This is a genomic window from Kitasatospora sp. NPDC001683, from assembly GCF_053596495.1.
The window spans coordinates 1-25,719 of record NZ_JBSFGK010000012.1; the positions used below are offsets into that span (position 1 = coordinate 1).

At 72.7% G+C, this 25,719-nt stretch carries 23 protein-coding genes and 1 tRNA gene; 16 read left to right on the forward strand and 8 right to left on the reverse strand.

Annotation, left to right across the window (positions count from 1 at the left end; all coding sequences use genetic code 11):
* Positions 1-92, forward strand: a 92-nt coding sequence (locus ACWCYO_RS09030) for an acyl-CoA dehydrogenase family protein (protein ID WP_144385854.1), incomplete at its 5' end; no start/stop codon positions are given.
* Positions 93-236: 144 nt separating this feature from the next.
* The gene (locus ACWCYO_RS09035; RefSeq protein WP_270151334.1) at positions 237-923 is read left to right on the forward strand and encodes a TetR family transcriptional regulator; all 687 of its coding nucleotides are present in this window, start codon (positions 237-239) and stop codon (positions 921-923) included.
* A 172-nt stretch (positions 924-1,095) separates the two neighbouring features.
* Here ACWCYO_RS09035 and ACWCYO_RS09040 read toward each other — a convergent pair.
* Positions 1,096-1,180, reverse strand: a tRNA-Leu gene (locus ACWCYO_RS09040).
* 293 nt (positions 1,181-1,473) lie between these two features.
* Here ACWCYO_RS09040 and ACWCYO_RS09045 point away from each other — a divergent pair.
* The 3 genes from ACWCYO_RS09045 to ACWCYO_RS09055 all read left to right on the forward strand — a co-directional run bounded on the left by ACWCYO_RS09045 (position 1,474) and on the right by ACWCYO_RS09055 (position 4,454).
* A complete protein-coding gene (locus ACWCYO_RS09045) occupies positions 1,474-2,805 on the forward strand; it encodes a M20/M25/M40 family metallo-hydrolase (protein WP_449783837.1) in 1,332 nt (443 codons plus the stop codon).
* A gap of 278 nt (positions 2,806-3,083) precedes the next feature.
* Entirely contained in the window at positions 3,084-3,326 is a 243-nt protein-coding gene (locus ACWCYO_RS09050; RefSeq protein WP_405000739.1) for a chaplin, read from the forward strand.
* Positions 3,327-3,617: 291 nt separating this feature from the next.
* The gene (locus ACWCYO_RS09055) at positions 3,618-4,454 is read left to right on the forward strand and encodes a chaplin family protein (RefSeq protein WP_449783838.1); all 837 of its coding nucleotides are present in this window, start codon (positions 3,618-3,620) and stop codon (positions 4,452-4,454) included.
* Between the two features lie 197 nt (positions 4,455-4,651).
* Here the strand turns inward: ACWCYO_RS09055 and ACWCYO_RS09060 are convergent, their stop codons facing one another.
* On the reverse strand, positions 4,652-4,861 hold the full coding sequence (locus ACWCYO_RS09060; protein ID WP_033350848.1) for a DUF5703 family protein: 210 nt from the start codon (positions 4,859-4,861) through the stop codon (positions 4,652-4,654).
* Between the two features lie 363 nt (positions 4,862-5,224).
* Between ACWCYO_RS09060 and ACWCYO_RS09065 the strand changes: the two genes are divergently transcribed.
* Complete coding sequence (locus ACWCYO_RS09065; RefSeq protein ID WP_270148176.1) at positions 5,225-5,824, forward strand: hypothetical protein; 600 nt, start codon at positions 5,225-5,227, stop codon at positions 5,822-5,824.
* 70 nt (positions 5,825-5,894) lie between these two features.
* Here the strand turns inward: ACWCYO_RS09065 and ACWCYO_RS09070 are convergent, their stop codons facing one another.
* Both ACWCYO_RS09070 and ACWCYO_RS09075 read right to left on the reverse strand, forming a co-directional pair.
* The gene (locus tag ACWCYO_RS09070; RefSeq protein ID WP_449783839.1) at positions 5,895-7,994 is read right to left on the reverse strand and encodes a helix-hairpin-helix domain-containing protein; all 2,100 of its coding nucleotides are present in this window, start codon (positions 7,992-7,994) and stop codon (positions 5,895-5,897) included.
* 73 nt (positions 7,995-8,067) lie between these two features.
* Positions 8,068-9,048 carry an aldo/keto reductase gene (locus ACWCYO_RS09075; protein WP_270148178.1) on the reverse strand — a complete coding sequence of 327 codons (981 nt, stop codon included), beginning with the start codon at positions 9,046-9,048 and terminating at the stop codon, positions 8,068-8,070.
* Positions 9,049-9,437: 389 nt separating this feature from the next.
* Between ACWCYO_RS09075 and ACWCYO_RS09080 the strand changes: the two genes are divergently transcribed.
* The 6 genes from ACWCYO_RS09080 (at position 9,438) to mshC (ending at position 14,570) form a co-directional block, all read left to right on the forward strand.
* Positions 9,438-10,484 carry an LLM class F420-dependent oxidoreductase gene (locus ACWCYO_RS09080; RefSeq protein ID WP_270148179.1) on the forward strand — a complete coding sequence of 349 codons (1,047 nt, stop codon included), beginning with the start codon at positions 9,438-9,440 and terminating at the stop codon, positions 10,482-10,484.
* A 130-nt stretch (positions 10,485-10,614) separates the two neighbouring features.
* Entirely contained in the window at positions 10,615-11,307 is a 693-nt protein-coding gene (locus ACWCYO_RS09085; protein WP_270148180.1) for a histidine phosphatase family protein, read from the forward strand.
* A gap of 206 nt (positions 11,308-11,513) precedes the next feature.
* Complete coding sequence (locus ACWCYO_RS09090; protein ID WP_449783840.1) at positions 11,514-12,080, forward strand: DUF3090 domain-containing protein; 567 nt, start codon at positions 11,514-11,516, stop codon at positions 12,078-12,080.
* Positions 12,050-12,922, forward strand: coding sequence for an SCO1664 family protein (locus ACWCYO_RS09095; RefSeq protein WP_405000740.1), 873 nt, complete (start codon positions 12,050-12,052; stop codon positions 12,920-12,922). The genes ACWCYO_RS09090 and ACWCYO_RS09095 overlap by 31 nt, the downstream gene beginning before the upstream one ends.
* Positions 12,923-13,009: 87 nt before the next feature.
* Complete coding sequence (locus ACWCYO_RS09100) at positions 13,010-13,306, forward strand: helix-turn-helix domain-containing protein (RefSeq protein ID WP_449783841.1); 297 nt, start codon at positions 13,010-13,012, stop codon at positions 13,304-13,306.
* A 34-nt stretch (positions 13,307-13,340) separates the two neighbouring features.
* Positions 13,341-14,570 (forward strand): cysteine--1-D-myo-inosityl 2-amino-2-deoxy-alpha-D-glucopyranoside ligase, encoded by a 1,230-nt coding sequence (gene mshC / locus ACWCYO_RS09105; RefSeq protein ID WP_449783842.1) that lies wholly within the window; start codon positions 13,341-13,343, stop codon positions 14,568-14,570.
* Between the two features lie 72 nt (positions 14,571-14,642).
* Here mshC and ACWCYO_RS09110 read toward each other — a convergent pair whose 3' ends face one another.
* Complete coding sequence (locus ACWCYO_RS09110; RefSeq protein WP_270148184.1) at positions 14,643-15,596, reverse strand: PAC2 family protein; 954 nt, start codon at positions 15,594-15,596, stop codon at positions 14,643-14,645.
* A 355-nt stretch (positions 15,597-15,951) separates the two neighbouring features.
* Here ACWCYO_RS09110 and ACWCYO_RS09115 point away from each other — a divergent pair, with 355 nt between their 5' ends.
* The gene (locus tag ACWCYO_RS09115; protein ID WP_270148185.1) at positions 15,952-16,473 is read left to right on the forward strand and encodes an SRPBCC family protein; all 522 of its coding nucleotides are present in this window, start codon (positions 15,952-15,954) and stop codon (positions 16,471-16,473) included.
* Here the strand turns inward: ACWCYO_RS09115 and ACWCYO_RS09120 are convergent.
* Positions 16,470-17,522, reverse strand: coding sequence for a hypothetical protein (locus ACWCYO_RS09120; protein WP_449783843.1), 1,053 nt, complete (start codon positions 17,520-17,522; stop codon positions 16,470-16,472). The genes ACWCYO_RS09115 and ACWCYO_RS09120 overlap by 4 nt on opposite strands.
* Positions 17,523-17,706: 184 nt before the next feature.
* Between ACWCYO_RS09120 and metH the strand changes: the two genes are divergently transcribed.
* From metH to ACWCYO_RS09135, 3 genes are all read left to right on the forward strand, one after another.
* The gene (gene metH / locus ACWCYO_RS09125; protein ID WP_449783844.1) at positions 17,707-21,234 is read left to right on the forward strand and encodes a methionine synthase; all 3,528 of its coding nucleotides are present in this window, start codon (positions 17,707-17,709) and stop codon (positions 21,232-21,234) included.
* A 151-nt stretch (positions 21,235-21,385) separates the two neighbouring features.
* Positions 21,386-22,090 carry an HAD family hydrolase gene (locus tag ACWCYO_RS09130; protein ID WP_270148188.1) on the forward strand — a complete coding sequence of 235 codons (705 nt, stop codon included), beginning with the start codon at positions 21,386-21,388 and terminating at the stop codon, positions 22,088-22,090.
* A gap of 255 nt (positions 22,091-22,345) precedes the next feature.
* Entirely contained in the window at positions 22,346-23,962 is a 1,617-nt protein-coding gene (locus ACWCYO_RS09135; protein ID WP_449783845.1) for an ABC transporter substrate-binding protein, read from the forward strand.
* Positions 23,963-24,027: 65 nt separating this feature from the next.
* On the opposite strand, the gene ACWCYO_RS09140 is transcribed toward ACWCYO_RS09135, so the two are convergent.
* Positions 24,028-24,699 (reverse strand): response regulator, encoded by a 672-nt coding sequence (locus ACWCYO_RS09140; RefSeq protein WP_030286109.1) that lies wholly within the window; start codon positions 24,697-24,699, stop codon positions 24,028-24,030.
* Complete coding sequence (locus tag ACWCYO_RS09145; protein WP_449783846.1) at positions 24,699-25,616, reverse strand: RecB family exonuclease; 918 nt, start codon at positions 25,614-25,616, stop codon at positions 24,699-24,701. The genes ACWCYO_RS09140 and ACWCYO_RS09145 overlap by 1 nt, the downstream gene beginning before the upstream one ends.
* Positions 25,617-25,719 lie beyond the last annotated feature (103 nt).

Sequence of the window (25,719 nt, forward strand, 5' to 3'; positions counted from 1 at the left end):
TGGAGCGGATGATGCGGGACGCGAAGATCACCCAGATCTACGAGGGCACCAACCAGGTCCAGCGGATCGTGATGGCCCGCAACCTGCCGTAACGGCGCTCGGACGTGCCCCGACGGCCGGACGGGCCAGCCCACCGGCCGTCGGGGCCGACGCATCGCGCCGATGCTAAGTTCCGGAGAATGAGCGACAAGGAAGAGCAGGACCTGCCCATGAACGACGGGCCCTCGAAGCCGGCGATGCGCGAGGCGCTGGTGGCCGCGGCCTTCGAGCTCTTCCTGGAGCGCGGCTTCGAGCAGACGACGATCGACGACATCGTCTCGCTCGCCGGCGTCGGCCGACGCTCCTTCTTCCGCTACTTCCCGGCCAAGGAGGACGTGGTCTTCCCCGACCACGAGCGCGGCCTCGCCGAGATGACGGAGTTCCTGGACTCCGGCACCGGCGAGGAGGACCCGGTCAAGCACGCCAGCGACGCGGCCCGCCTGGTCCTGCGGATGTACGCCGAGCAGCCCTCCTTCTCCGTCCAGCGCTACCGCCTCACCCGCAAGGTCCCCGGCCTGCGGGCGTACGAGCTGTCGGTGGTCTGGCGCTACGAGCACACCCTCGCCGCCTACCTGCGCGGCCGCTTCGCCGACCGCCCGGACGGCCCGCTGCGCGCCGACGTGATCGCCGCCGCCGTGGTCGCCGCCCACAACCACGCCCTGCGCACCTGGCTGCGCTCGGGCGGCGAGAGCGACTGGGTGGCCGAGGTCGACGCGGCGATGGCCTTCGTCACCTCCACCTGGAGCGACCGCCCCACCGACACCACCCCCGAGGGCGCCGACGCGACCGACGACGTGGTCGTCCTGGTCGCCAGCCGCCGGGCCCCGCTGTGGCGGATGGTCCAGGGCATCGAGACCGCCATCGGCGACACCCGCCGGATCTGACGGCCGGTGGGCCCGGCGCCCCGGCGGCGCTCGCCGTCGGCGGCGAACACCGAACACCCCGAGCCGACAGCCGCTCTGACGGGCAGATGCCTTGGCGATGCGGTGGTGACCGAGATGCTTCGCCCTGCCCGGGAAAAGCGAAAGGCCCCAGATGAACTGGGGCCTTAGCCGGTGTCCGAGGGGGGACTTGAACCCCCACGCCCGATAAAGGGCACTAGCACCTCAAGCTAGCGCGTCTGCCATTCCGCCACCCGGACGGGGTGTCGTCCTCGCGGCTTCCGATCTCTCGTCCGTCGCGCTGACAGATGTAACTGTAGCAAAGATCGGCTTGGGCTCCCAAAACGGCTCCGGACCGGGTGGCCGGGCCGGTGGCGGAGGCGGGGGGTGCCCTGTGGCGGGGGTGTGACCAGGGGGTTTCGGGGTGGGGCCGGGGGGGTGGATCGGGACCGGGGGCTGGGGGAGGATGGGCGGACGTGCTCGTACGGCCCGGGTGCAGGTCCTGGGGGTGGCGCGCTGGTGCGTCGGTGCGGGCCAAAGACGAGGAGTGACCGTGAGCGAGCGGAGCGGGTCGGCGGCGCCGAAGGTGACGGCTGAGTCGGAGGTCGCGGAGATCTGTCGCGATCTGATCCGGATCGACACCAGCAACTACGGTGACGGTTCCGGCCCGGGCGAGCGCAAGGCGGCGGAGTACGTGGCCGAGCAGCTCGCCGAGTTCGGCCTGGAGCCGCAGATCTTCGAGTCGGCCAAGGGGCGGGCCTCGACCGTGGTCCGGATCGAGGGCGAGGACCGGTCCCGCCCGGGCCTGCTGATCCACGGCCACACCGACGTGGTGCCGGCCAACGCCGCGGACTGGACGTACGACCCCTTCGGCGGCGAGATCGCCGACGGCTGCGTCTGGGGGCGCGGCGCGGTCGACATGAAGGACATGGACGCGATGACCCTCGCGGTCGTCCGCGACCGGCTGCGCACCGGCCGCAAGCCCCCGCGCGACCTGGTGCTGGCCTTCCTCGCGGACGAGGAGGCGGGCGGCACGTACGGCGCCCGGTTCCTGGTGGACAAGCACCCGGAGCTGTTCGAGGGCGTGACCGAGGGCATCGGCGAGGTCGGCGGCTTCTCCTTCACGGTCAACGACCAGGCGCGGTTCTACCTGGTGGAGACGGCTGAGAAGGGCATGCACTGGATGCGCCTGACGGTCGAGGGCCGGGCCGGGCACGGTTCGATGGCGAACGACGACAACGCGATCACCGAGCTGTGCGAGGCGGTCGCCCGGCTCGGCCGGCACAAGTTCCCGCTGCGGATCACCGACAGCGTCCGGGCCTTCCTGGACGAGCTGTCGGACGTGCTCGGGTACCGGCTGGACCCGGAGGACATGGACGAGGTGGTCCGCGTGCTGGGCGGCATCGCCAAGATGATCGGCACCACCTTCCGCAACACCGCCCAGCCGACCATGCTCGGCGCCGGCTACAAGGTGAACGTGATCCCCGGTCAGGCCACCGCGCACGTGGACGGGCGCTTCCTGCCCGGCTACGAGGAGGAGTTCCTGGCCGAGCTGGACAGCGTGCTCGGGCCGCGCGTGAAGCGCGAGAGCCTGCACTCGGACCGGGCGATCGAGACCAGCTTCGACGGCTCGCTGGTCGAGGCGATGCAGACCGCGCTGCGCGCGGAGGACCCGATCGCGCGCGCGGTGCCGTACTGCCTGTCGGGCGGGACGGACGCCAAGTCCTTCCAGGACCTCGGGATCCGCTGCTTCGGCTTCGCGCCGCTGCAGCTGCCGCCGGAGCTGGACTTCGCCGGGATGTTCCACGGCGTGGACGAGCGGGTGCCGGTGGACGGGCTGAAGTTCGGCGTCCGGGTGCTGGACCGCTTCATCGACGCCTGCTGAGCGATCCCGGACTCCTCCGCGCCTGCTGATCAGGCGACTGGGTCGGCCCGTTCCCGGACTGCCGGGGGCGGGCCGACCGCATTGTCGGAGCGCATGATTGTGAGACGGGCGGAGGAGATCAACAGAAACGATTCTTCCCGTAATTCCGCGTCGATTGCCCGTGCGAAGCATCACCGTTGCGGGTGAATGGCAAATCTGTTCCGTACCCCGTTTGCCGCAGCGTCGTTCATTCCTGTGCAGCCCGCCGAACGGGTTGCGTTGTCCGTACAGGAGGAATGATGAAGGTCAAGAAGATCGCCGCTGTCGCCGCCGCCACCGGTGGCCTGGTGCTCGCCGCCGCCGGTGTCGCGTCCGCTCACGGCGGTGCCGCCGCCGATGGTGTGACCGCGGGCTCCCCGGGCGTCGTCTCGGGCAACCAGGTCCAGATCCCGGTCCACGTGCCGGTCAACGTGTGCGGCAACACCGTCAGCGTGATCGGCCTGCTGAACCCGGCGTTCGGCGACCACTGCGCCAACTTCTGAGTCAACCTCCGGGCCGCTGAGGCCCGTTGAGCCCGATTCAGTACGGCCCCCGGGCGGCGGACGCGCCGCACCGGGGGCCTTTGCGCGCTCCGGCGCGGTGCTCGGCAAGGCCCGGACGTCCCGATCGCTCGATCGGGTGAAGTCGCTTCGTTCGGCTCAACCTCCCCGTTGGCCTCTCGTTAACTCCTGTGCAGTTGAAGACCTTGCGTGATTTCCGGACATACGAAAATTCCGACTTTCATAAGGTTCATGTCAAGGTCGCCATGCCGTCTCGAAACGTCAGGGGAAAACATGAGGAATGTAGCCAAGAAGGGGATCCTCACCGCCGTCGCCACCGGCAGCGTGCTGGCCTCGACCGCAGGCTACGCCTACGCGGCCGCCGAGGCGCAGGGAGGTGCCGCGGGCTCGCCGGGCGTCGCCTCGGGGAACTCGGTGCAGGTCCCGGTCGAGGTGCCGATCAACGCCTGTGGCAACACCGTCGACGTGATCGGCGTGCTGAACCCGGCGTACGGCAACCGCTGCGCCAACATCGACGGCCGTCACGCCGCCCCGCAGCCCGGCCAGACCGGTCAGTCCGGCGGCGACAGCTCCGGCATCGGCGCCGACCGCGGTTCCTCCGCCTCGGGCGCCTCCGCCGGCGGCACCACCGCCGGCTCGCCCGGTGTGGCCTCCGGCAACAGCGTCCAGGCTCCGGTGCACGTCCCGGTGAACGCCTGCGGCAACTCCGTGAACGTGGTCGGCGTCGGCAATCCGGCCTTCGGCAACGGTTGCGGCAACGTGGCCCAGCCCGCTCCGAAGCCGACCGACGACTGCACCGAGGGCCACACCCCCTCCACCCCGCCGTCGACCCCGCCGTCGACGGGCGGTGACACCCCCCCGGGCGGCGGACGCAACGGCGGCCCGTCCACCAGTGCCACCCCGAGCGCCCCGGCCACGAGCAACGGCGGCACCCAGGCCGTCCCGGCGGCTCCGAGCGCCCCGGCCTCCCCCGCCGCGCAGAGCGTCGCCGCGGAGGGGCAGTTGGCCCACACCGGCGCCGGCGGCGTCGAGGTGCTCGGAGCCGCCGGGCTCGCGCTGCTGATCGGCGGCGGCGTGCTCTACCGCCGCGCCCGCGCCGGCGCCCGCTGATCCCTCCCGCCGGCTGAGTCCCGGTCCGCTGAGCCCCGACCGCTCAGCGGCACCCGTCGGCGGAACGGCGCATCCGCCGGCGGAACAACAGCGGAACGACAGACGAAACGACGCACCCGTGGCCGCCCGATGAACGGGCGGCCGCGGGTGCGTGAAAGCTCGGCGCGCACTTCCTCAGGGCGACCGGACCTCGCCCGTCACCAGCTCCGGACCTGCCGGATGATCCGCCGCTTCAGCCGGACCGTCCGGCTGCCGTCGGGGAACAGCCTCAGCCGGTCGAGCTCCCAGTGCCCGTACTCGGCGTGCTCGGTGAGCAGTTGGCGTGCCGCGTTGCGCGTCGTCCCGCGCGGCATGCGCAGCGACTGGTACTCGTACTCCGGTTGCCGGACCGGCTTCGGTGGGGTCAAAACGCTCCTCCTGAGGATCACCTGCACGCAAGCCTACGGCCTGCCCCGGACAGTCGGCCCGGGTATTTCCGGCCGTCCTCCCGTCCCGCTGCGGCGGTTCGACGGCCCGTGGTCCGGGCGCCCGTCTGACAGTGCATCAGTTCTGTTGCTGTTGTGGAGTGGATACCCCGACACCGGCGCGCGAAGCGGCACCCGGACGGCCCCGCCGGACCGGCCGCACGCCCTCCGCGCCCGTCCCGCGCCGGTTCTACCGGTGGACAGAAGCCCCCGAATCGGACATCAGGGGGGAAGTTGCGGTGAAATCGCGGGTGTAGACGACAACCGCTGTGCGTACCGGCACCGCGGGGAGATAGCGTCTGCACCATGTCTGATGCCGCGCAGCCCACCATTGCCGAGGTACGCGCCGCCGCTGAGGCGGTCAAGGCCGCCATCGACCGTCATCTCGAAGCGGTGTCAAGCCCCAACGCAGCCGATGATCCCGCCGTGTCCGCCGCCTACGAGCAGCTCGCGACGGCGGCCATCGCCTACGACCAACTCCTGTACGAGGCCTACGACGAGGTCACCCCGTTCGAGATCCCCGGCGACGAGGGACCGGGCGGCTACCACGGCCCGGAACAGCCCGAGGCGATCAGCGTGCTGATCCGCCGCGACTACCACGTGGTGGACCCCGAGCGGCTGCGCGCGCAGGCCGAGCGGCTCGACGAGTCGCTGACCCCGGGCGGTGCCGGCGGCGTGAACGCGGCGATCGGCGTGCTGTTCGGCGAGTACGAGCCGGACGAGATCGCCGCCCGCAGCGAGGAGTTCGGCCTCGAGGAGGCGGACTCGACGCTCTGGGTCGCGGCCACCGAGCCGACCGAGCCGGGGGAGTGGCTGCCGGAGCCCTTCGAGCACGCCGACCCGCAGCTGCTGATCTGCCGGTTCGACGTGAGCGAGGTCTACGACGACGAGGACCCCGACGACTGACGTAGCCCGTACGCACGGAGGGCGGGCCCGGGAGCACCGGGCCCGCCCTCCGTGCGTCAGCGGGCAGGAACTAGGACGCGGAGGCCGCGTTCTCCGCGAGGATCGCCCGCAGCCGGGTGGTGCGCGGCTGCGCCGGGCGCTCGGCGACGGCCTGGACGAGCGCCGGGCCGGCCGCGTGGACCACGGACAGGTGCCGCTCGGCGCGCCCGAACGCGGTGTAGACCCACTGCCGGGAGAGCGCCGGACCGGCGTCCTCCGGCACCACGACCACCGCGGCGGGCCAACGGCGGCCCAGCGCCTGGTGGACGGTCAGCGCCCAGCCGTGCCGCAGCCGGCTCGCCTCGGCGGGCGGGACGGTCCGGCGCGAGCCGTCGGCGTACTCCAGGTGCAGGCCGGCGGCGTCGCCGTCCAGCACCCGGGCCGGGCGGGTGATCCCGGGCGCGGGGGACTCCACCACCCGGTCGCCCGGGTCGAAACCGCCGAACCGGCCGGGGCCGGGGTTCAGCCGGGCCTTGGCGGCGGCGTTCAGCGCACGGGTGCCGGCCGGGCCGCCGTGGCCCGGGGTGAGCAGCACCACTTGCTCGGCGCGGATGCCGAGCGCGCGCGGGATGGAGTCGGTGAGCAGCTGGATGGCGCGGTGGACGGCCTCGCCGCCGTCCCTGGCGGTCAGGATGACCACCTCCTTGTCCGGCGCCTCGACCGGCTGGAGCTCGCCGATGCCGACCCCCGAGACCAGCTCGCCGATCGGGCCGAAGTCCGGGGTGCGGGAGGCGACCGTCGGGCAGACCTTGGCGGCCAGCAGGTCGGCGAAGAACCGGCCCGGGCCGGCCGACCAGAGCTGGCCCGGGTCCCCGCTGAGCACCAGCCGGGTGCCGTCCGCGAGCGACTCCAGCACGGTGGCGGCGAGTTCGACGTCCAGCAGCGGCGCGTCCAGCACGACCAGGAGGTCCAGGGCGAGCGAGCCGTCGTGGGCGCGACCGGGGCCGGCCGCGCCGGACAGCAGCTCGGCGAGGGTGACCACCGGGGTCTCGGCCTCGCTGAGGGAGTCGAAGGACTCCTTGCCCTGGTCGGTCCAGGTGGCGGCCCAGGCCCGCAGTCCGAGCCCCCCGGCGGCGGCCAACAGCGCGGCCGGCTCGGCCCGGGCCGCCTCGCCGCCGGTGTGCAGCACCAGGGCGCTCTCGGCGACGGCCCGGATCAGGGCGGTAGCGGAGGAGGAGGGCGCGGCCTCGGCGGCGGCCGCCCAGGCGGCGGGGCCCGGGGAGACGGGCGTGGTCTCGGTGGACTCGTCCGACTCCGACGTCGGCTCCTCGGTGTCCTCGACCTTGACGTCCTCGCCCGGCACGAAGGTGGCCATCAACTGGAGCAGCTTCTCGGCGAGGCTGACCTCCGCCATCGCGAGCCCCTCCAGCGCGAGCAGCGCGTGCGTCGGCGTCTCGTCCTCCTCACCGCCCGCCGCGTGCGCCTCGGCCCCGCTCAGCTCCTCCTGGAAGAGCAGCACCCGCCCGTCCGCGAGGACCTCCTCGATCGCGGCGGCCGGATCGGGCATCCGGAGCCGTTCGAGCCCGGCGGCCACCTCGGCCAGCTCCTGGGCCGAGTGCCCGCGCAGTGCCGCCTGCTCCAGCTGCCAGACCACCAGCGCCCGGGCCCGGCGAGGGTCGTCCGGGGCGGCCTCGTCGCCGAGCAGCCCGCGGGCGAAGTGGTCCGCGTGCTCGGGGCGTACGCCCGGCAGGCCGAGGACCGCCCAGGGGTCCTGGCGCAGCCGTTCGGCGGCGCCGTCGCCGAACGCGGCCACCGCGGCGGCCGCCAGCTCGACGGGGGCGCCGCCGGCGGTCAGCACCGCGACCGTCTCCTGGAGCACGTCGGCGCTCGGCTCGTGGGACCGCACCGCCGGGGCAGCGGGAGCGGCCGGGACGGGCGCGGCGGGTGCTGCGGGCATGGCGGGTGCCGACGGAGCGGCCGACACCTGGACGTCCTCGGCCCCGGAAGTCTCCGGCCCGGTGTCCTCGGGCTCCGCCACCTTCGGAGCGGAAGGCCCGAGCCGGTGAGCCCCCGGCTTCGCTTCCTGCTGCTCGATCCGGCGGACCCGCGCCGCGAGCTCGGCGATCTTCGCCGCCTTCTCGGCAGGCGAGAGCGCGGTCCCCTCCGGAGCGCCGTTCCCCGTGTCACTCATCGTCGTCCGCTCCAAAGGTCACTCCACTGCACGTTCTGCACTGCCCGTTCTGCTCGACGACCCGGCCCAGGGGCTACAGCTCGGTCCACCCCTGGTCCGGGTAGCGGTGCACCGGCGACGAGATGTCGTCCAGCGCGCCACGGATCTCATCCGGAAGCGTAAGCGCCTCCACCGACAGTGCCGCCTGCAGCTGTGCCACCGTGCGCGCCCCGACCAGCGCACTCGCCACTCCGGGCCGGTCCCGCACCCACGCCAGCGCGACCGCGAGCGGGCTGCTGGCCAGCCCGTCGGCGGCAGTGGCGACGGCGTCCACGATCCGCCGGGAGCGCTCCCCGAGGTACGGCTGGACGAACCCGGCGAGGTAGGCCGAGGCGCCGCGCGAGTCCTGCGGAACGCCGTGCCGGTACTTGCCGGTGAGCACCCCGCGCCCGAGCGGCGAGCCCGCCAGGATCCCGACGCCGGCGTCCAGCGCGGCGGGCAGCGCCTCGCGCTCGATGCCGCGCTGCAGCAGCGAGTACTCCAACTGGGCCCCGGCCAGCGGCATCCGGCCGTGGTGGGCGCGCTGCCAGGTGGCGGCCTTGGCGAGCTGCCAGCCGCTGAAGTCGCAGACCGCGGCGTAGCGGGCGCGGCCGGAGGCGACGGCGATGTCGAGGGCGCTGAGGGTCTCCTCGACCGGGGTCATCGGGTCGAACGCGTGCACCTGCCACAGGTCGACGTAGTCGGTGCCGAGTCGGCGCAGCGAGGCGTCCAGGGCGGCGAGCAGGTGGCCGCGCGAGCAGTCGAAGCGGCGGGCGGACTCGGGGACGCTGCCCGCCTTGGTGGCGATGACGAGTTCGGAGCGCGGGACCAGGCTGTCGGTGAGGCGGGAGATCAGGTACTCGGCGCCGCCGTCGGCGTACACGTCGGCGGTGTCGACCAGGTTGCCGCCGGCGTCGACGAACTCCTTGAGCTGCTCGGCGGCTTCGTGCTCGTCGGTGTCGCGGCCCCAGGTCATGGTGCCGAGACCGAGGCGGGAGACCTGCAGGCCGGTACGGCCGAGGTGACGCTTTTCCATCGACGGGCCCTCCACTGGCCGGGTGGCACCGGTGGCCCCGGTAGCCCTGTAAACGCGCAGGTGGGGAGAGCGCTCCCCACGTCGGCTGAGCGTAGCGGCCGGTACCCCGGGCAGGGGTGCAGACCCGCAGAACGATCATTTAGTCGCGCCCGCTCGCCTCCGAGCCCTCCTGACCCGGTGCCGACGGTCGGCGCTCCCTCGCTCTCCCCCAGCCTTCGGCCGGGGGTACCCCCACCGTCGCTCCCTCGCTTCTCCCTTTCGGCACCGGCGGGCCCTTCGGCTCGGGGCGGGCCGCTGTGACCCAGACCACCGCTACCCGTCAGTAGCCTGACCCGCACGGACACCATTACGCTCGACCACCAAGCCCACCCGACTGGAAGGTTCGGCACATGCGACTCGGCATCAACCTCGGCTACTGGGGACTCGGCATGGATGCCGACAACATCACGGTGGCCCAGGAGGCGGACCGGCTCGGCTACTCGGTCTGCTGGGCGGCCGAGGCGTACGGTTCGGACGCCGCGACCGTGCTGAGCTTCGTCGCCGCGAAGACCGAGCGGATCGACGTCGGATCGGCCATCTTCCAGATCCCGGCCCGCACCCCGGCGATGACCGCGATGACCGCCGCGACCCTGGACACCCTCTCCGGCGGCCGCTTCCGGCTCGGCCTCGGCGTCTCCGGCCCGCAGGTGTCGGAGGGCTGGTACGGCGTGAAGTTCGACAAGCCGCTCGCCCGCACCCGCGAGTACGTGGAGATCATCCGCAAGGCGATGTCCCGCGAGCGCCTGGTGCACGAGGGCGCGCACTGGACCCTGCCGCTGCCCGGCGGCCCGGGCAAGCCGATCAAGCTGACCGTGCACCCGGTGCGCGAGCACATCCCGCTGTACGTCGCCGCGATCGGCCCGAAGAACCTGGAGCAGACCGGCGAGATAGCCGACGGCTGGCTCGGCATCTTCTTCGCCCCCGAGCACGCCGCGCTCTCCCTCGACCCGCTGAAGGCCGGGCGCGCCAAGGCCGGCAAGTCCCTGGACGGCTTCGACCTCTGCCCGACCGTCACCATCGCCGTCGGCGAGGACATCAAGGCCGGCGTCGACTCCCAGCGCTCCTACGCCGCGCTCTACATCGGCGGCATGGGCAGCAAGGAGAAGAACTTCTACAACCAGCTCACCCGGCGGATGGGCTACGAGCAGGCCGCCGACGAGATCCAGGAGAAGTACCTGGCCAAGGACTACGCCGGCGCCGCGGCCGCCGTCCCGCACGACCTGATCGACGCCACCTCGCTGATCGGCGACACCGCCCGGATCGCCGACCGGATGCAGGCCTACGCCGACGCGGGCGTCACCACCCTCACCCTGGCCCCGTCCGGGTTCACCCTGGACGAGCGGATCCAGGCGCTGCGCACGGGCGTCGAGGCGCTGGAGCAGGCCGGGCTCGCGTAACGACGGGACGGGCGGCGAGCAGCACAGCGGGAGGCCAGCAGCACCGCGGGAGCAACAGCCCGAGCCGGAACGGCAGCCCGACCGGGAACCGCCCCCCACGGCCGCGCCCGGAGGCCGTAGGCTAAGCCCCATGCCCACCCTGCTGCTCGTCCGTCACGGCCGCTCGACCGCGAACACCGCCGGGATCCTGGCCGGTTGGACCCCCGGCGTCGACCTGGACGACACCGGGCGCGCCCAGGCCGCCGCGCTGGCCGGCCGGCTGGCCGGGATCCCGCTGGTGCAGGCCGTCAGCAGCCCGCTGGAGCGCTGTCGGCAGACCCTGGAGCCGCTGCTCGCCGCCCGCCCCGAGCTGAACCCGCCGGCCGAGGACGAGCGGCTGGGGGAGTGCCGGTACGGCGAGTGGACCGGCCGTCCGCTGGCCGAGCTGGCCAAGGAGCCGCTCTGGCGCACGGTGCAGGACCACGCCGCCGCCGCGGCCTTCCCGGGCGGCGAGTCGCTGCGCGAGCTGAGCCACCGCACGGTCAGCGCGGTCCGCGAGTGGAACGCGAAGATCGCCGCCGAGCACGGCGAGGACGCGGTCTGGGTCGCCTGCTCGCACGGGGACGTGATCAAGGCGGTGGTGGCCGACGCGCTCGGCCTGCACCTGGACCACTTCCAGCGGATCAGCGTCGAGCCCTGCTCGGTCACCGCGATCCGCTACACCCCGCAGCGGCCCTTCGTGCTCAGGATGGGCGACACCGGCGACCTCTCCTCGCTGGCGCCCAGGCCCGCCGCCGCCCCGGCCACCCCGGCCGGTGACGCGGTGGTCGGCGGAACGGCCTGAGCGGCGCGCGGCACCGCCGCACCCGCGGGCGCCACCCCGCCCGGCGGCCTTCGGCTCGGCTCCCCGGCCGGGCCCCGGAGGTCGTAGGGTGACTGGTGAGTGCCGCGCAGTTCGGGCACCCGCCCGCCGAACGACCGAGCCCCGTTGGACACCCCGCGATCCCGCATGGCGGATCCGCACCGACCGACACGATCCGGAGCTAGAGCGTGCCCCGTCAGGTCTTCTTCTACGACCAGCCCGAACGGTTCGTGGCCGGCACCGTCGGCCAGCCCGGCGCCCGGGCGTTCTACCTGCAGGCCAGCGCCCGGGGCCGGATCACCAGCGTGCTGCTGGAGAAGAACCAGGTCGCCGCCCTCGCCGAGCGGATCGAGGAGGTCCTGGACGAGGCGCTGCGGCGCAGCGGCGGCGACGCGGCCATCCCGGCCACCGCGCCCAAGGACCTGCTCGACACCGCCCCGCTGGACCTCCCGCTGGAGCAGGAGTTCCGGGTCGGCACCATGGCCCTGGCCTGGGACAGCGTGGACGCCTGCCTGGTGGTCGAGGCGCAGGCGCTGGTGGAGGACGAGGAGGAGGAAGGCGAGGAGGCGGTCTTCCGGGACGACGACGACGGCCCGGACATGCTGCGGGTGCGGCTGACCGGCGCGATGGCCCGGGTGTTCGCCAAGCGCGCGCTGGACCTGGTCGCGGCCGGCCGCAAGCCCTGCCCGTTCTGCAACCTGCCGCTGGACCCGGAGGGCCACCTGTGCCCGCGCGCGAACGGCTACCGGCGCTGAACACCGAGACCCCGCCGCAGGCCGACCCGGCGGCCGCCGCCGCCCTCGCCGCCGACGTGCCGACCGCCCTCGCGCTGCTGCGCCAGGGCGGGCTCACCGTGCACGGGCGCCTCACCGAGGCCTCCAACGCCGTGCTGTACTGCACCGTCGAGCACGGCTCGCTGAGCGCGCAGGCCGTCTACAAGCCGGTGGCCGGCGAACGCCCGCTCTGGGACTTTCCGGACGGCACCCTGGCCGGCCGCGAGGTCGCCGCGTACGAGCTGTCCGCGGCGACCGGCTGGGAGCTGATCCCGCCCACCGTGCTGCGCGACGGACCGCACGGGCCCGGCATGGTGCAGCTGTGGGTCGAGCCGGACCCTGGGGCCGAGCCGCTGCTGGCGCTGCAGGACCCGAACGGACCGGAGGCGGGCTGGCTGCCGATCGTCCGGGCCGAGGTCGAGGACGGCCGGCCGGCGCTGCTGGTGCACCACGACGACCGGCGGCTGCGCCGGCTCGCCGTGCTGGACGCGGTGCTCAACAACGCCGACCGCAAGGGCGGTCACCTGATCCCCGCCGCCGACGGCCGGGTGTACGGCATCGACCACGGCGTCACCTTCAACACCGAGGGCAAGCTGCGCACCCTGCTCTGGGGCTGGGCCGGCGATCCGCTGCCCGCCGAGGCGCTGGAGGTGCTGTCCCGGCTGGCCCAGCAGCTGGACGGGGAGCTGGCAGAGCGCCTCGCCCCACACCTGACCGACGCCGAACTGGACGCCACCCGCGCCCGGGTGGCCGCGCTGCGCAGCTCGGGCAGGCACCCGCTGCCCTCCGCCGACTGGCCCGCGATCCCCTGGCCGCCGGTGTAGGCCGGCGGCACGGCGCCGGGCCCGCGCCGGCGAGGTTACCGGCCGGTGGTCTGGACCTGTTGCCGTCATGGGTCGCACACTGCTCCGATGGGCGGCCTGATCCGCCGGCAGCAGGCCCTGGAAGCCAAACGGCTGCTCGCCTGGACGGATCCGACGGCCCGTCGGGTCGCCGGGGAAGCGGGCTTCGCGGATCCGGCGTACTTCTGCCGCTTCTTCCGGCGGGAGACCGGGATGGCGGCAGGGCCGACCGGGCGCTCACCCGCGCCTGCGGGCCGCGTAGCCCGTGAAGCGCGCCTTATGCCCGAAACGGAACGCTCACTATCAGTCGGAAAGCGCTCAGGCAACGGCAGGAAGCGAATCCAGTCGATCTTTGTTACTGGTTAGGCTTTCAAATGTTCTCAAGGTTAAAGTCGATCCCATGCATGCCTGGCCCGCCTCCGAGGTTCCCGCCCTGCCTGGTCAGGGGCTCCCCCTCCACATCTTCGACACCGCAGCGGGCAAGGTCCGCGAGGTCGTGCCGCAGGACGGCACCGCCCGGATCTACGTCTGCGGCATCACCCCCTACGACGCGACCCACATGGGCCACGCCGCCACCTACAACGCCTTCGACCTGGTGCAGCGGGTCTGGAAGGACGCCGGCCACGACGTCCTGTACATCCAGAACGTGACCGACGTGGACGACCCGCTGCTGCAGCGCGCGGTCGAGACCGGCCAGGACTGGGTGGCCCTGGCCGAGCGCGAGACGGCCCTGTTCCGCGAGGACATGACCGCCCTGCGATTGCTCCCGCCGGCCCACTACATCGGCGCCGTCGAGTCCATCCCGTGGATCGTCCCGATCGTCCAGGAGCTGCTGGCCTCCGACGCCGCCTACAAGGTGGACGAGGACATCTACTTCTCGGTCGACTCCGACCCGCACTTCGGCGAGGTCTCCGGTCTCACCCGGGAGGCCATGCGCCCGGTCTTCGCCGAGCGCGGCGGCGACCCGGACCGCCCCGGCAAGCGCAACCCGCTGGACGCCCTGCTCTGGCTGGCTGCCCGCCCCGGCGAGCCCGCCTGGGACACCGAGCTCGGCCACGGCCGCCCCGGCTGGCACATCGAGTGCGTGGCGATCGCGCTGCAGTACCTGGGCATGACCTTCGACATCCAGGGCGGCGGCAGCGACCTGTCCTTCCCGCACCACGAGATGGGCGCCTCGCACGCCCAGGTCGCCACCGGCTCCCACCCGTACGCCAAGGCGTACGTGCACGCCGGGATGGTCGCCCTGGACGGCAAGAAGATGTCCAAGTCCCGCGGCAACCTGGTGTTCGTCTCGGCCCTGCGCCGCGAGGGCGTCGACCCGGCGGCGATCCGCCTGGCGCTGCTCTCGCACCACTACCGCGCGGACTGGGAGTGGACCAAGGGCGTCCTGGACGAGGCCGTCGAGCGCCTCGCCCGCTGGCGGGCCGCGGTCTCCCGGCCGGACGGCCCGGCGGCCGAGCAGCTGCTCGCCGAGGTCCGCGCGGCGCTGGCGAACGACCTGGACGCGCCCGCCGCGCTGGCCGCCGTCGACCGCTGGGCCGCGCAGCAGGAGAGCGAGGGCGGCACCGACACCGGCGCGCCCGGCCTGGTGAGCCGGACGGTGGACGCCCTGCTCGGCGTCGCGCTGTAGAGCCGAAACATGCCCGAAGGGGCGTCAGGACCGAGATCCTGACGCCCCTTCGGCGTTCACCGTCGAGGAGGACTACTCGTCCTCGGCGCCCTCCTGGCTCTCCCGGGTCGTGCCCGGCGACTCCGGCTCGGCCGGCCGCTCGGCCGTCGCGTGCCCGGACACCGGCTTCTCGCCGGTCGGCCCGACGTTCTCCCGGCGCCGCAGGTAGCGCTCGAACTCGCGCGCAATGGCGTCCCCGGAGGCCTCCGGCAGCTCCGCGGTGTCCTGGGCCTCCTCCAGCTGCTGGACGTACTCGGCCACCTCGCTGTCCTCGGCGGCCAGCTGGTCCACGCCGAGCTGCCAGGCCCGGGCGTCCTCGCCGAGCTCGCCCGGCGGGATGCGCAGGTCCAGCAGGTCCTCCAGCTTGTTCAGCAACGCCAGCGTGGCCTTGGGGTTCGGCGGCTGGGCGACGTAGTGCGGCACCGCGGCCCACAGCGTCACGGCGGGCACCCCGGCGTGGGTGCAGGCCTCCTGCAGCACCCCGACGATCCCGGTCGGGCCCTCGTAGCGGCTCTCCTCCAGGTCCAGCCGGCGGGCCAGGTCCGGGTCCGAGGTGACCCCGCTGACCGGCACCGGGCGGCTGTGCGGGGTGTCGCCGAGCAGCGCGCCAAGGATCACCACCAGCTCGACGCCCAGCTCGTGGGCGAAGCCGAGCAGCTCGTTGCAGAACGAGCGCCAGCGCATGCTCGGCTCGATGCCGCGCACCAGCACCACGTCCCTGGTCACCGGCTCGGTCACCCGGACCACCGAGAGCCTGGTGGTCGGCCAGGTGATCCGGCGGATGCCGCCGTCCAGCCAGATCGTCGGCCGGTTGACCTGGAAGTCGTAGTAGTCCTCCGCGTCCAGGGCTGCGAACACCTTGCCGCCCCAGGTCTCGTCCAGATGCGCCAGAGCCGCGGAGGCGGCGTCGCCCGCGTCGTTCCACCCCTCGAAGGCGCAGACCATCACCGGGTCGATCAACTCGGGAACATCTTCCAGCTCGATCACCCAGCGTCTCCCTCCGGTCGGCGGTCGGACCGGCACCGCCTCGGCTGGCCTGCCGGGGCACTGACGGGCCGGCTTCCGCCTGTCGAACCTCTCGTCTCCCGTGGAACGGCTCGCTCCACGGGACCTACCTGCCCAGCCTACGGGCTTTGATGCGCATGGCGGCCGGGCACCGGGACAGTCTGGGGGAGCGGGCCGCCGCGATCCAGCGGATATCCACGTCGCGACGGCTGACGTACCGTCATCCCACCACGGCGACGGCGCAGGGTGGCCGCCCGGCCACGGAGCGCACGGGAGTGCCGGTCGGGCGGGGCGGCGCGATGATGGTGGGCGGGGGCCGGGCGGAAGGGGCCGACCGATGAACCGATGGCTGTGGACCGGCGCGGGTGCGGGAGCCGCGTTGCTGGCCGGGGCCGTGTTGCTGGCGGCGGACCGGGCCGGGCGCCGGCTGCCGGTCGAGCACGTCACCGAGGGTGGGCTGGAGCTCGCCCAGCCGCCCGGCGCGGTCTGGGACGTGCTCACCGACATCGACCTCTACCCGGCCTGGCGCCCGGGCCTCACCCATGTCGAACGGCTGCCCGCCGGGGCCGGCGGCCGCCCGCGCTGGCGCGAGTACGACCGGCACGGGCACACCACCTACGAGGTGGTGGCGAGCGAGGCGCCGCACCGGCTGGTGACCGGCATCGCCGACCCGGACCTGCCGTACGGCGGCACCTGGACCTACCAGCTCACCCCGGCCGGGCCCGGCTGCTCGCTGACCGTCACCGAGCGCGGCGAGGTCCGCCGACCGCTGTACCGGGCCGTCTCGCACTACCTGATCGGCGAGGACGCCACCGTCCACCGCTACCTGGGTGCCCTCGCCCACCGGATGGCTTCCTAGGCCGGGTCCACCCAGCCGCGCCGGTACGCCGCCCAGTTCTCCGGCGTCGCGGCGAAGTCCACGTACAGCGCGACGCCGAAGCCGGCCCGCCGCAGGTCCTGGCGGCCGAGGCCCAGCCGGACGCCCCGGACGGCCGCCGGGACGGTCTCCGCGTCGCCCCGGTGGCCCCACTTGTCGTCCCAGAAGAACGGCAGGCCGATCAGGAGGTCGACCTGCGGCGGGGTGGCCCGCAGCGCCAGCTCGGTCTGCTGGGCGACGTAGCCGCCGAACAGCGGCTCGGTGGGCATCGAGGTGTCATAGGCCATCACCGCGATCTGGTCGACCCGGCGGGCCGTCTCCTGGAAGTACGCCTGGTCCCACCACTTGCCGTGGTCGGTGAGCAGGATGCCGGCGGTGTGCAGGCCCGGGACCGGGTCGATCTGCGGCGCCGCCACCGAGAGCGTGGCGCCGCGTGCCGCCGTCACCGGGCGGACCTCGTCGAGCAGGGCGAGCCAGCCGGCCGTGCCCGGGTGGATCGGCTCCATGTCGAAGTGCACGCCGTCGAAGCCCTGGTCCAGCACCTGGCGGGCGGAGGCGGTGATCCGGTCCCGGGTGGGCGCGTCGTCCAGGTCCAGGGCGTCCTTCTCCGGCTTGACCTCGTCGCCCAGCCAGCCCTGCAGCCGCACCCCGGGCAGCGCCCGGTGGGCGGCCTCGGTGAACCAGCGGGCCCGGGGGTGGACGGACGCCGGCAGCGAGCCGTCGTGCTCCAGCGGGCCGGTGTGCACGTACAGGTCGTGCACGCCGGTGCCGGCCAGCTGCCGGGCCAGCGCCGCCACGTCCGCGTCGGTCTTGCGGCCGTCCACCCAGGCGTGGCCGAGCCAGACGGCGTCCCGGCCCCGGGTGCGGGCCTCGGCGGCGGGATCACCCGTGTAGTGCAGTCGGATGGCGATGAACACCGAGCCCAGTGCCGCGACCGGGACGGCCACCGCCAGCCCCAGCGCCAGCAGCGCCCGGCGCCACCAGGACCAGCCCCTCCAACGCTCGCGCAGCGCCCGGAACGGGGCCGTCACGGCCCGACCCACGCACCGCGCGGCGGTCCCGAATCGGGCCACGCGCTCACTCCCCCATGCGTTCGAACGTTCAGGATACGGAATGGGCCCGCGGGCCGGGCCGTGGGCCGGATACCCTGGCGACGTGCGGGCCCGAGCAAGCGGGCTCGCAAAGCCGACAGCCGTCGCACCAGGGAGACGCCCCATGGCCACTGCAGCCGATCCGTCCATCACTCAGCAGAGCCGCGCGAACGCGTTGCGTGAAGCGCTCGCCACCCGGGTGGTGGTCGCCGACGGTGCGATGGGCACCATGCTCCAGGCGCAGGACCCGACGCTGGAGGACTTCCAGGACCTCGAGGGCTGCAACGAGGTCCTCAACATCACCCGCCCGGACATCGTCCGCTCCGTCCACGAGGCCTACTTCGCGGTGGGCGTGGACTGCGTCGAGACCAACACCTTCGGCGCCAACTACGCCGCGCTGGGCGAGTACGAGATCGCCGACCGCATCTTCGAGCTGTCCGAGGCCGGTGCCCGGATCGCCCGCGAGGTGGCCGACGCCCACGCCGCCGACGGCCGCCCCCGCTGGGTGCTCGGCTCGATCGGCCCCGGCACCAAGCTGCCGACCCTCGGCCACGCCCCGTACGAGACGCTGCGCGACGGCTTCCAGCAGAACGCGGCCGGCCTGATCGCCGGCGGCGCCGACGCGCTGCTGGTGGAGACCAGCCAGGACCTGCTGCAGACCAAGGCCGCGATCCTCGGCTCCAAGCGCGCCCTGGCCGAGGCCGGGCTGGACTTGCCGCTGCTGGTGCAGGTGACGGTGGAGACCACCGGCACCATGCTGCTCGGCTCCGAGATCGGCGCCGCGCTGACCGCGCTGGAGCCGCTCGGCGTCGACTGCATCGGCCTCAACTGCGCCACCGGCCCGGCCGAGATGAGCGAGCACCTGCGCTACCTGGCCAAGAACGCCAGGATCGGCCTGTCCTGCATGCCCAACGCGGGCCTGCCGGTGCTCGGCAAGGACGGCGCCCACTACCCGCTCTCCCCGGCCGAACTGGCCGAGGCGCACGACGTGTTCACCCGCGAGTACGGCCTCTCGCTGGTCGGCGGCTGCTGCGGCACCACCCCGGAGCACCTGCGCCAGGTGGTCGAGAAGGTCCAGGGCCGCCCGATCACCCGGCGCGAGCCCCAGCCGGAGCCCTCGGCCGCCTCGCTCTACCAGGCGGTGCCGCTGCGCCAGGACACCTCGTACCTGGCGATCGGCGAGCGCACCAACGCCAACGGCTCGAAGAAGTTCCGCGAGTCGATGCTGGCCGGCGACTGGCAGGCCTGCGTGGAGATCGCCCGTGACCAGATCCGGGACGGCTCGCACCTGCTGGACCTGTGCGTGGACTACGTCGGCCGCGACGGCGTCGCCGACATGAAGGAGATCGCCGGCCGGCTGGCCACCGCCTCCACCCTGCCGATCGTGCTGGACTCCACCGAGCCGCCGGTGCTGCAGGCCGGCCTGGAGGCGCTCGGCGGCCGCGCGGTGCTCAACTCGGTCAACTACGAGGACGGCAACGCCCCCGACTCGCGCTTCGGCAGGATCGCCTCGCTGGCCCGCGAGCACGGCGCCGGGCTGATCGCGCTGACCATCGACGAGCAGGGCCAGGCCCGTACGGCGGACAAGAAGGTGGAGATCGCCGAGCGGCTGATCGCCGAGCTGACCACCGACTACGGCATCGACGAGGGCTCGATCCTGGTCGACTGCCTCACCTTCACCCTGGCCACCGGCCAGGAGGAGTCCCGCCGGGACGGCATCGAGACCATCGAGGCGATCCGCGAACTCAAGCGCCGCCACCCGAAGGTGCAGACCACCCTCGGCCTGTCGAACATCTCCTTCGGCCTCAACCCGGCCGCCCGGGTGGTGCTCAACTCGGTCTTCCTGCACGAGTGCGTGGAGGCCGGCCTGGACTCGGCGATCGTGCACGCCTCCAAGATCCTGCCGATCTCCCGGATCCCGGAGGACCAGCGCGAGGCCGCCCTGGACCTGGTCCACGACCGCCGCCGGGACGGCTACGACCCGCTGCAGCGCCTGCTGGAGCTGTTCGAGAACGTCTCCACCGCCTCGGTCAAGGCCTCCAAGGCGCAGGAGCTGGCCGCCCTCCCGCTGGAGGAGCGGCTGCAGCGCCGGATCATCGACGGCGAACGCAACGGCCTGGAGGCCGACCTGGACGAGGCGCTGGCCGAGCGCCCGGCGCTGGAGATCATCAACGACACCCTGCTGTCCGGCATGAAGGTGGTCGGCGACCTCTTCGGCTCCGGCCAGATGCAGCTGCCGTTCGTGCTCCAGTCCGCCGAGGTGATGAAGACCGCGGTGGCCCACCTGGAGCCGCACATGGAGAAGTCGGACAGCGAGGGCAAGGGCACCATCGTGCTGGCCACCGTCAAGGGCGACGTCCACGACATCGGCAAGAACCTGGTCGACATCATCCTGTCCAACAACGGCTACAACGTGGTCAACCTGGGCATCAAGCAGCCGGTCTCGGCGATCCTGGACGCCGCGCAGGAGCACAACGCGGACGTGATCGGCATGTCCGGCCTGCTGGTGAAGTCCACCGTGATCATGAAGGAGAACCTGGAGGAGTTGAACCAGCGCAAGCTGGCCGCCAGTTTCCCGGTGATCCTCGGCGGCGCCGCCCTGACCCGCGCCTACGTCGAGCAGGACCTGCACGAGATCTACGAGGGCGAGGTCCGCTACGCCCGGGACGCCTTCGAGGGCCTGCGGCTGATGGACGCGCTGGTCGCGGTCAAGCGCGGCGTGCCCGGCGCGACCCTGCCGGAGCTCAAGCAGCGCCGGCACGCCCGGGTCGAGGTGGAGGAGCCGGAGCCCGAGGTCAACCTCGGCCAGATCCGCTCCGACGTCGCGCTGGACAACACCCTGCCCACCCCGCCGTTCTGGGGCGACCGGATCGTCAAGGGCATCCCGTTCGCCGACTACGCCTCCTGGCTGGACGAGGACGCGCTGTTCAAGGGCCAGTGGGGCCTGAAGGCCGCCCGCAACGGCGACGGCCCGTCCTACGAGGAACTGGTGGAGACCGAGGGCCGGCCGCGGCTGCGGGCCTGGCTGGACCGGCTGCAGACCGAGGGCTGGCTGGAGGCGGCCGTGGTCTACGGCTACTACCCGGCCAACTCCAAGGGCGACGACCTGATCGTCTTCCACGAGGACGGCACCGAGCGGACCCGCTTCACCTTCCCCCGCCAGCGCCGCGGCCGCCGGCTCTGCCTGGCGGACTTCTTCCGCCCGGAGGAGTCCGGCGAGCGGGACGTGGTCGGCCTGCAGGTGGTCACCATGGGCAACCGGATCTCGGAGGCGGCCAACGAGCTGTTCGCCGGGAACTCCTACCGCGACTACCTGGAGCTGCACGGCCTCTCGGTGCAGCTGGCCGAGGCGCTCGCCGAGTTCTGGCACGCCCGGGTCCGCTACGAGCTGGGCTTCCACGGGGAAGACCCGCAGGACGTCAAGACCGGGCCTGATCTGAAAGCGATGTTCGCGCTCAAGTACCGGGGCGCCCGCTTCTCGCTCGGCTACGGGGCCTGCCCCGAGCTGGAGGACCGGGCCAAGATCGCCGAACTGCTGAAGCCCGAGCGGATCGGCGTGGTGCTCTCCGAGGAGTTCCAGCTGCACCCGGAGCAGTCCACCGACGCGATCGTGATCCACCACCCGGAGGCGAAGTACTTCAACGCGCGGTAATCCGTACGCCCTTCTCCGTTCGCTCTTTCCGGGCGAAGCGGGCGTATCCTGGATGATCCTGAACGGGCCGGTCCGCTCACCAGCGGGCCGGCCTGTGCCATCCCCGAGGGACGTCCGACGGCTCCGCGGGGTACTGCCGGAAGGACTCGCCATGACCACCAGCTCCACCACCGCCCTGGCGCTCGACCACGGGGACGACCGCGGCCTGCAGGCGGTGCTGCTGGACATGGACGGGACGCTGGTGGACACCGAGGACTTCTGGTGGCAGGCCGAGGTCACCCTCTTCGCCGAGCTGGGCCACCAGCTGGACGAGCAGGACCGGGCCCACGTGGTCGGCGGCCCGATGACCCGGGTGATGGACTACCTGGTCGCCCGCACCGGGGTGGACATCGCCCCGGCCGACCTGGGCGTGCTGGTCAACCAGCGCTTCGTCGACCTGCTGGCCGGCGGCGTGCCGCTGATGCCGGGCGCCGAGCGGCTGCTCAACACCCTTGCCGCGCACGGCGTCCCGGCCGCGATGGTGTCCGCCTCGCACCGGCACGTGATCGACATCGTGCTGCGCTCGCTGGGCGCCGAGCGCTTCGCCTTCACCATCGCCGGGGACGAGGTGCCGCGCACCAAGCCGTTCCCGGACCCGTACCTGGAGGCGGCCCGCCGGCTGGGCGCGGAGCCGGCCCGCTGCGTGGTCGTCGAGGACACCCCGACCGGGGTGCGCGCGGGCGAGGCGGCCGGCTGCCCGGTGATCGCGGTGCCCTCGGTGGCGCCGATCGAGGCAGCGCCCGGGCGGCTGGTGCTGCCCTCGCTGGAGCAGGTCGATCTCGAACTGCTGCGCTCGCTGGTTGCCTCGCGGGTGTAGCGGGGTCAAGGGGAGCCGCGAGTGCGGGATGTGATTGTTATCTCATTGCGCCCCGTCCCTACCCGCCGGTAAACGGCCCCGCCCGGCATCTGTGTCGAGTTGGCCGGGGAGAAAACGGGCATTGGCTGACAACTCGTCGGGCATGTCGCGATGCCCCCAACCACCGTGTCCCAAACGTCATCTGCACGGGTATCGGTCGTGCGTGTTCGATATGGCACGCTACTCGGGTTCGTGACACCCCCGAAGGACGCTCCCGTGAAGACTTCAGCTGAACGCCTGGCAGCACTCGGCTGCGCCGGTCTGGTCGCCGTGACGGTGGCCGGTTGCGGATCGGTCACCGACGCCGTGAAGGGGGACAGCGGCAAGTCGATCACCATGGGCACCCGCGGCCTTACCAGCGTCCTGGACCCGGCCGGCGCCTATGACACCGGCTCGTGGCTGGTGCTCTCCAACACCTTCCAGTCGCTGCTCGCCTTCCCTCCCGCCGCCAGCTCCCCGACCCCGGACGCCGCCCAGTCCTGCGAGTTCACCAGCGGCGACGCCACCCAGTACCACTGCGTGCTCCGCCCCGGCCAGAAGTTCTCCAACGGCCACCCGCTCACCGCCGCCGACGTCGTGTTCTCGATCGAGCGCACCAAGAAGATCAAGGACCCGAACGGTCCGGGCGGCCTGCTGGACACGATCAAGTCGGTCGAGGCCAAGGGCGACAACGAGGTGGTCTTCCAGCTCTCGACGGCCGACGCGACCCTGCCGGCCAAGCTGGCCACCCCGGCCGGCGCCATCGTCGACCACGAGGTCTACCCGGCCGACAAGCTGCTCGACAACGACAAGGTCGTCGGCTCCGGCCCGTACAAGCTCGACTCGGTCGAGACCATGACCCCCGAGGGCGGTAGCGCCAAGGTCCTCGCCAAGGTCGTGCTGACTCCCAACGGCAAGTACGCCGGCGACGCCAAGCTGCAGAACGACAAGTTCACCGTGCGGTACTTCGACAGCCCCACCGCGCTGAAGGACGAGTTGGACAAGGGCGGCGTCGACCTCACCGACAACAGCCTGGAGCCGAACACCGCCGCCCGGATCCTCGACGACCAGCAGAACGGCAAGGGCGGTCTGACCGTCGTCCAGGGCGAGAGTTCCGACACCAACTCGATCGCCTTCAACACCAAGGACGCCACCACCGGGAACCTCGCCGTCCGTCAGGCCGTGGCGCAGCTGGTCGACCGGAAGGCCCTCGCCCGCGATGTCTTCGCGCGCACCGTCCAGCCGCTGTACTCGATGGTCCCGACCGGCATCACCGGCCACAACACCGCCTTCTACGACAAGTACAACGAGCCGGACGTCAGCAAGGCCAAGGCGTACCTCGCCGCCGCCAAGATCCCCACGCCGGTCAAGCTCAACCTCGCCTCGGGGCGCTCGCGCACCGGCACCAGCGAGATCGACACGCTGAAGCGCCAGTTGGAGACCGGCGGCCTGTTCCAGGTCACCACCCAGATCGAGAACGACTCGACCGCCTACCAGAAGGGCCGGAGCGAGGGCAAGTACCAGGCGTACCTGGTCGGATGGACCGCGGACTACCCGGACCCTGACAACTACATCGGGCCGCTGGTCACCGAGGACAGCGTCTACCACACCGGGTGGGTGGACGAGCGGGTCAGTCAGAAGCTGCTGCCGGAAGGTCTCAAGCAGGCCGACCGCGGCGCCGTGAACGGGATCTACAACCAGGTCCAGGGCATCGTCGCGGAGAACGTGCCGCTGATCCCGATGTTCCAGACCAAGGCCTTCTTCGCGGCCAAGCCGTACGTCACCGGCGTCGAGTCGACCACCGACACCACCGGCGTCTTCCGCTTCTGGGAGATCGGCCGCAACAAGAAGTAGCGCCCCGCGCACGGCGGCCCGCCGCCTCCCCCGGACCCGGGAGAGGCGGCGGGCCGCCGCGGTGTCTACAGCGTGCCCGGCCGCACCAGCCCGCTCTCGTAGGCGTACACCGCCGCCTGCACCCGGTCGCGCAGCTGGAGCTTGGTCAGCACGTGCCCGACGTGGGTCTTCACGGTCGTCTCGCTGACGAACAGCTCGGCCGCGATCTCCGCGTTCGACAGCCCGCGCGCCACCAGCTTCAGCACCTCCAACTCCCGCTCGGTCAGCGCGCTCAGCGCCTGCGGCGGCGCCTCCTCGCCCGAGGGCAGCTTGGTGGCGTACATGTCCAGCAGCCGGCGGGTGATGCTCGGCGCCAACATCGCCGCGCCGTCCGCGACCACCCGGATCGCCTGCACCAGCTCCTCCGCCGGGACGTCCTTCAGCAGGAAGCCGCTGGCGCCCGCGCGCAGCGCCTCCACCACGTACTCGTCCAGGTCGAAGGTGGTCAGCACCAGCACCTTGGCCGGGCCGTCCCGGCCCGGACCGGCGATCCGGCGGGTCGCCTCGACGCCGTCCATCCGCGGCATCCGGATGTCCATCAGCACCACGTCGGGCTGCAGCGCCCGCACCTGGTCCAGCGCCTGCTGACCGTCGCCGGCCTCACCGACCACCACCAGGTCGGACTCGGCCTCCAGGATCATCCGGAAACCGGTGCGCAGCAGCGGCTGGTCGTCGACCAGCAGCACACGGATCGTCACTAGGACTCCTTGCTCATCGGATCCCCCGTGGGATCGCTCTCATCCGACGTACGGGCTTGTGCCGGCACGGGCAGCGGGTACGGCGGCGGGGTGCCGCCGAACTCCGGGCAGCTCGCCTGGTGGTCGCACCAGTCGCAGAGCCGGTTGCGGGTGGCCGGGAAGTCCCCGGTGGCCACCGCGTGGCTGATCCGCTCCCACAGCGCCTGCAGCTTGCGCTCCACCGCGAGCAGATCGGCCTCGTCCGGGTCGTAGCTGACCACGTCCCCGCCGCCGCCGAGGTAGACCAGCTGGAGGCGCTTGGGGATCACGCCCTTCCAGCGCCACACCACCAGCGCGTAGAACTTCATCTGGAACATCGCCTTGCCCTCGAAGTCCCGCGAGGGCGCCCGGCCGGTCTTGTAGTCCACCAGCCGGACCTCGCCGGTGGGGGCGACGTCCACCCGGTCGATGTAGCCGCGCAGCAGCAGCCCCGACTCCAGGGCCGTCTCCACGTAGAGCTCCCGCTCCACCGGGTGCAGCCGGGGCGGGTCCTCCAGCCGGAACCACTGGCCGACCAGCTTCTCGGCGTCCGCCAGCCAGCGGGTCAGCGCCGCGCCGTCCGGGTCGTCGGGGAACAGCGAGCCCAGCTCCGGGCGCTCGCCCAGCAGGCGCTCCCACTGCGGGCGCAGCAGGCCCAGCGCCCGCTCCGGCGTCCGCTCGGCCGCCGGGCTGTCGAACAGCCGCTCCAGCACCGCGTGCACCAGGGTGCCCCGGGTCGCCGCCGCGCTCGGCGGCTCGGGCAGCCGGTCGATCACCCGCAGCCGGTACAGCAGGGGACAGGTGAGGAAGTCCCCCGCGCGGGACGGGGACAGCCCGGTCGGGGGCGCCGCCGGGCGCGCCGGAGCCCCGGCGGCACTGCTGGTGTCGGTCTGCTGCATGGCTACGACCCTATTGCCCTTTGCTGTCATCCCGCTGCCACCGTGCTGCCACGGCGGCTTTCCCCCGGCCCGGTCCGGGGCCGGTCCAGTGGGTATGAAGCCT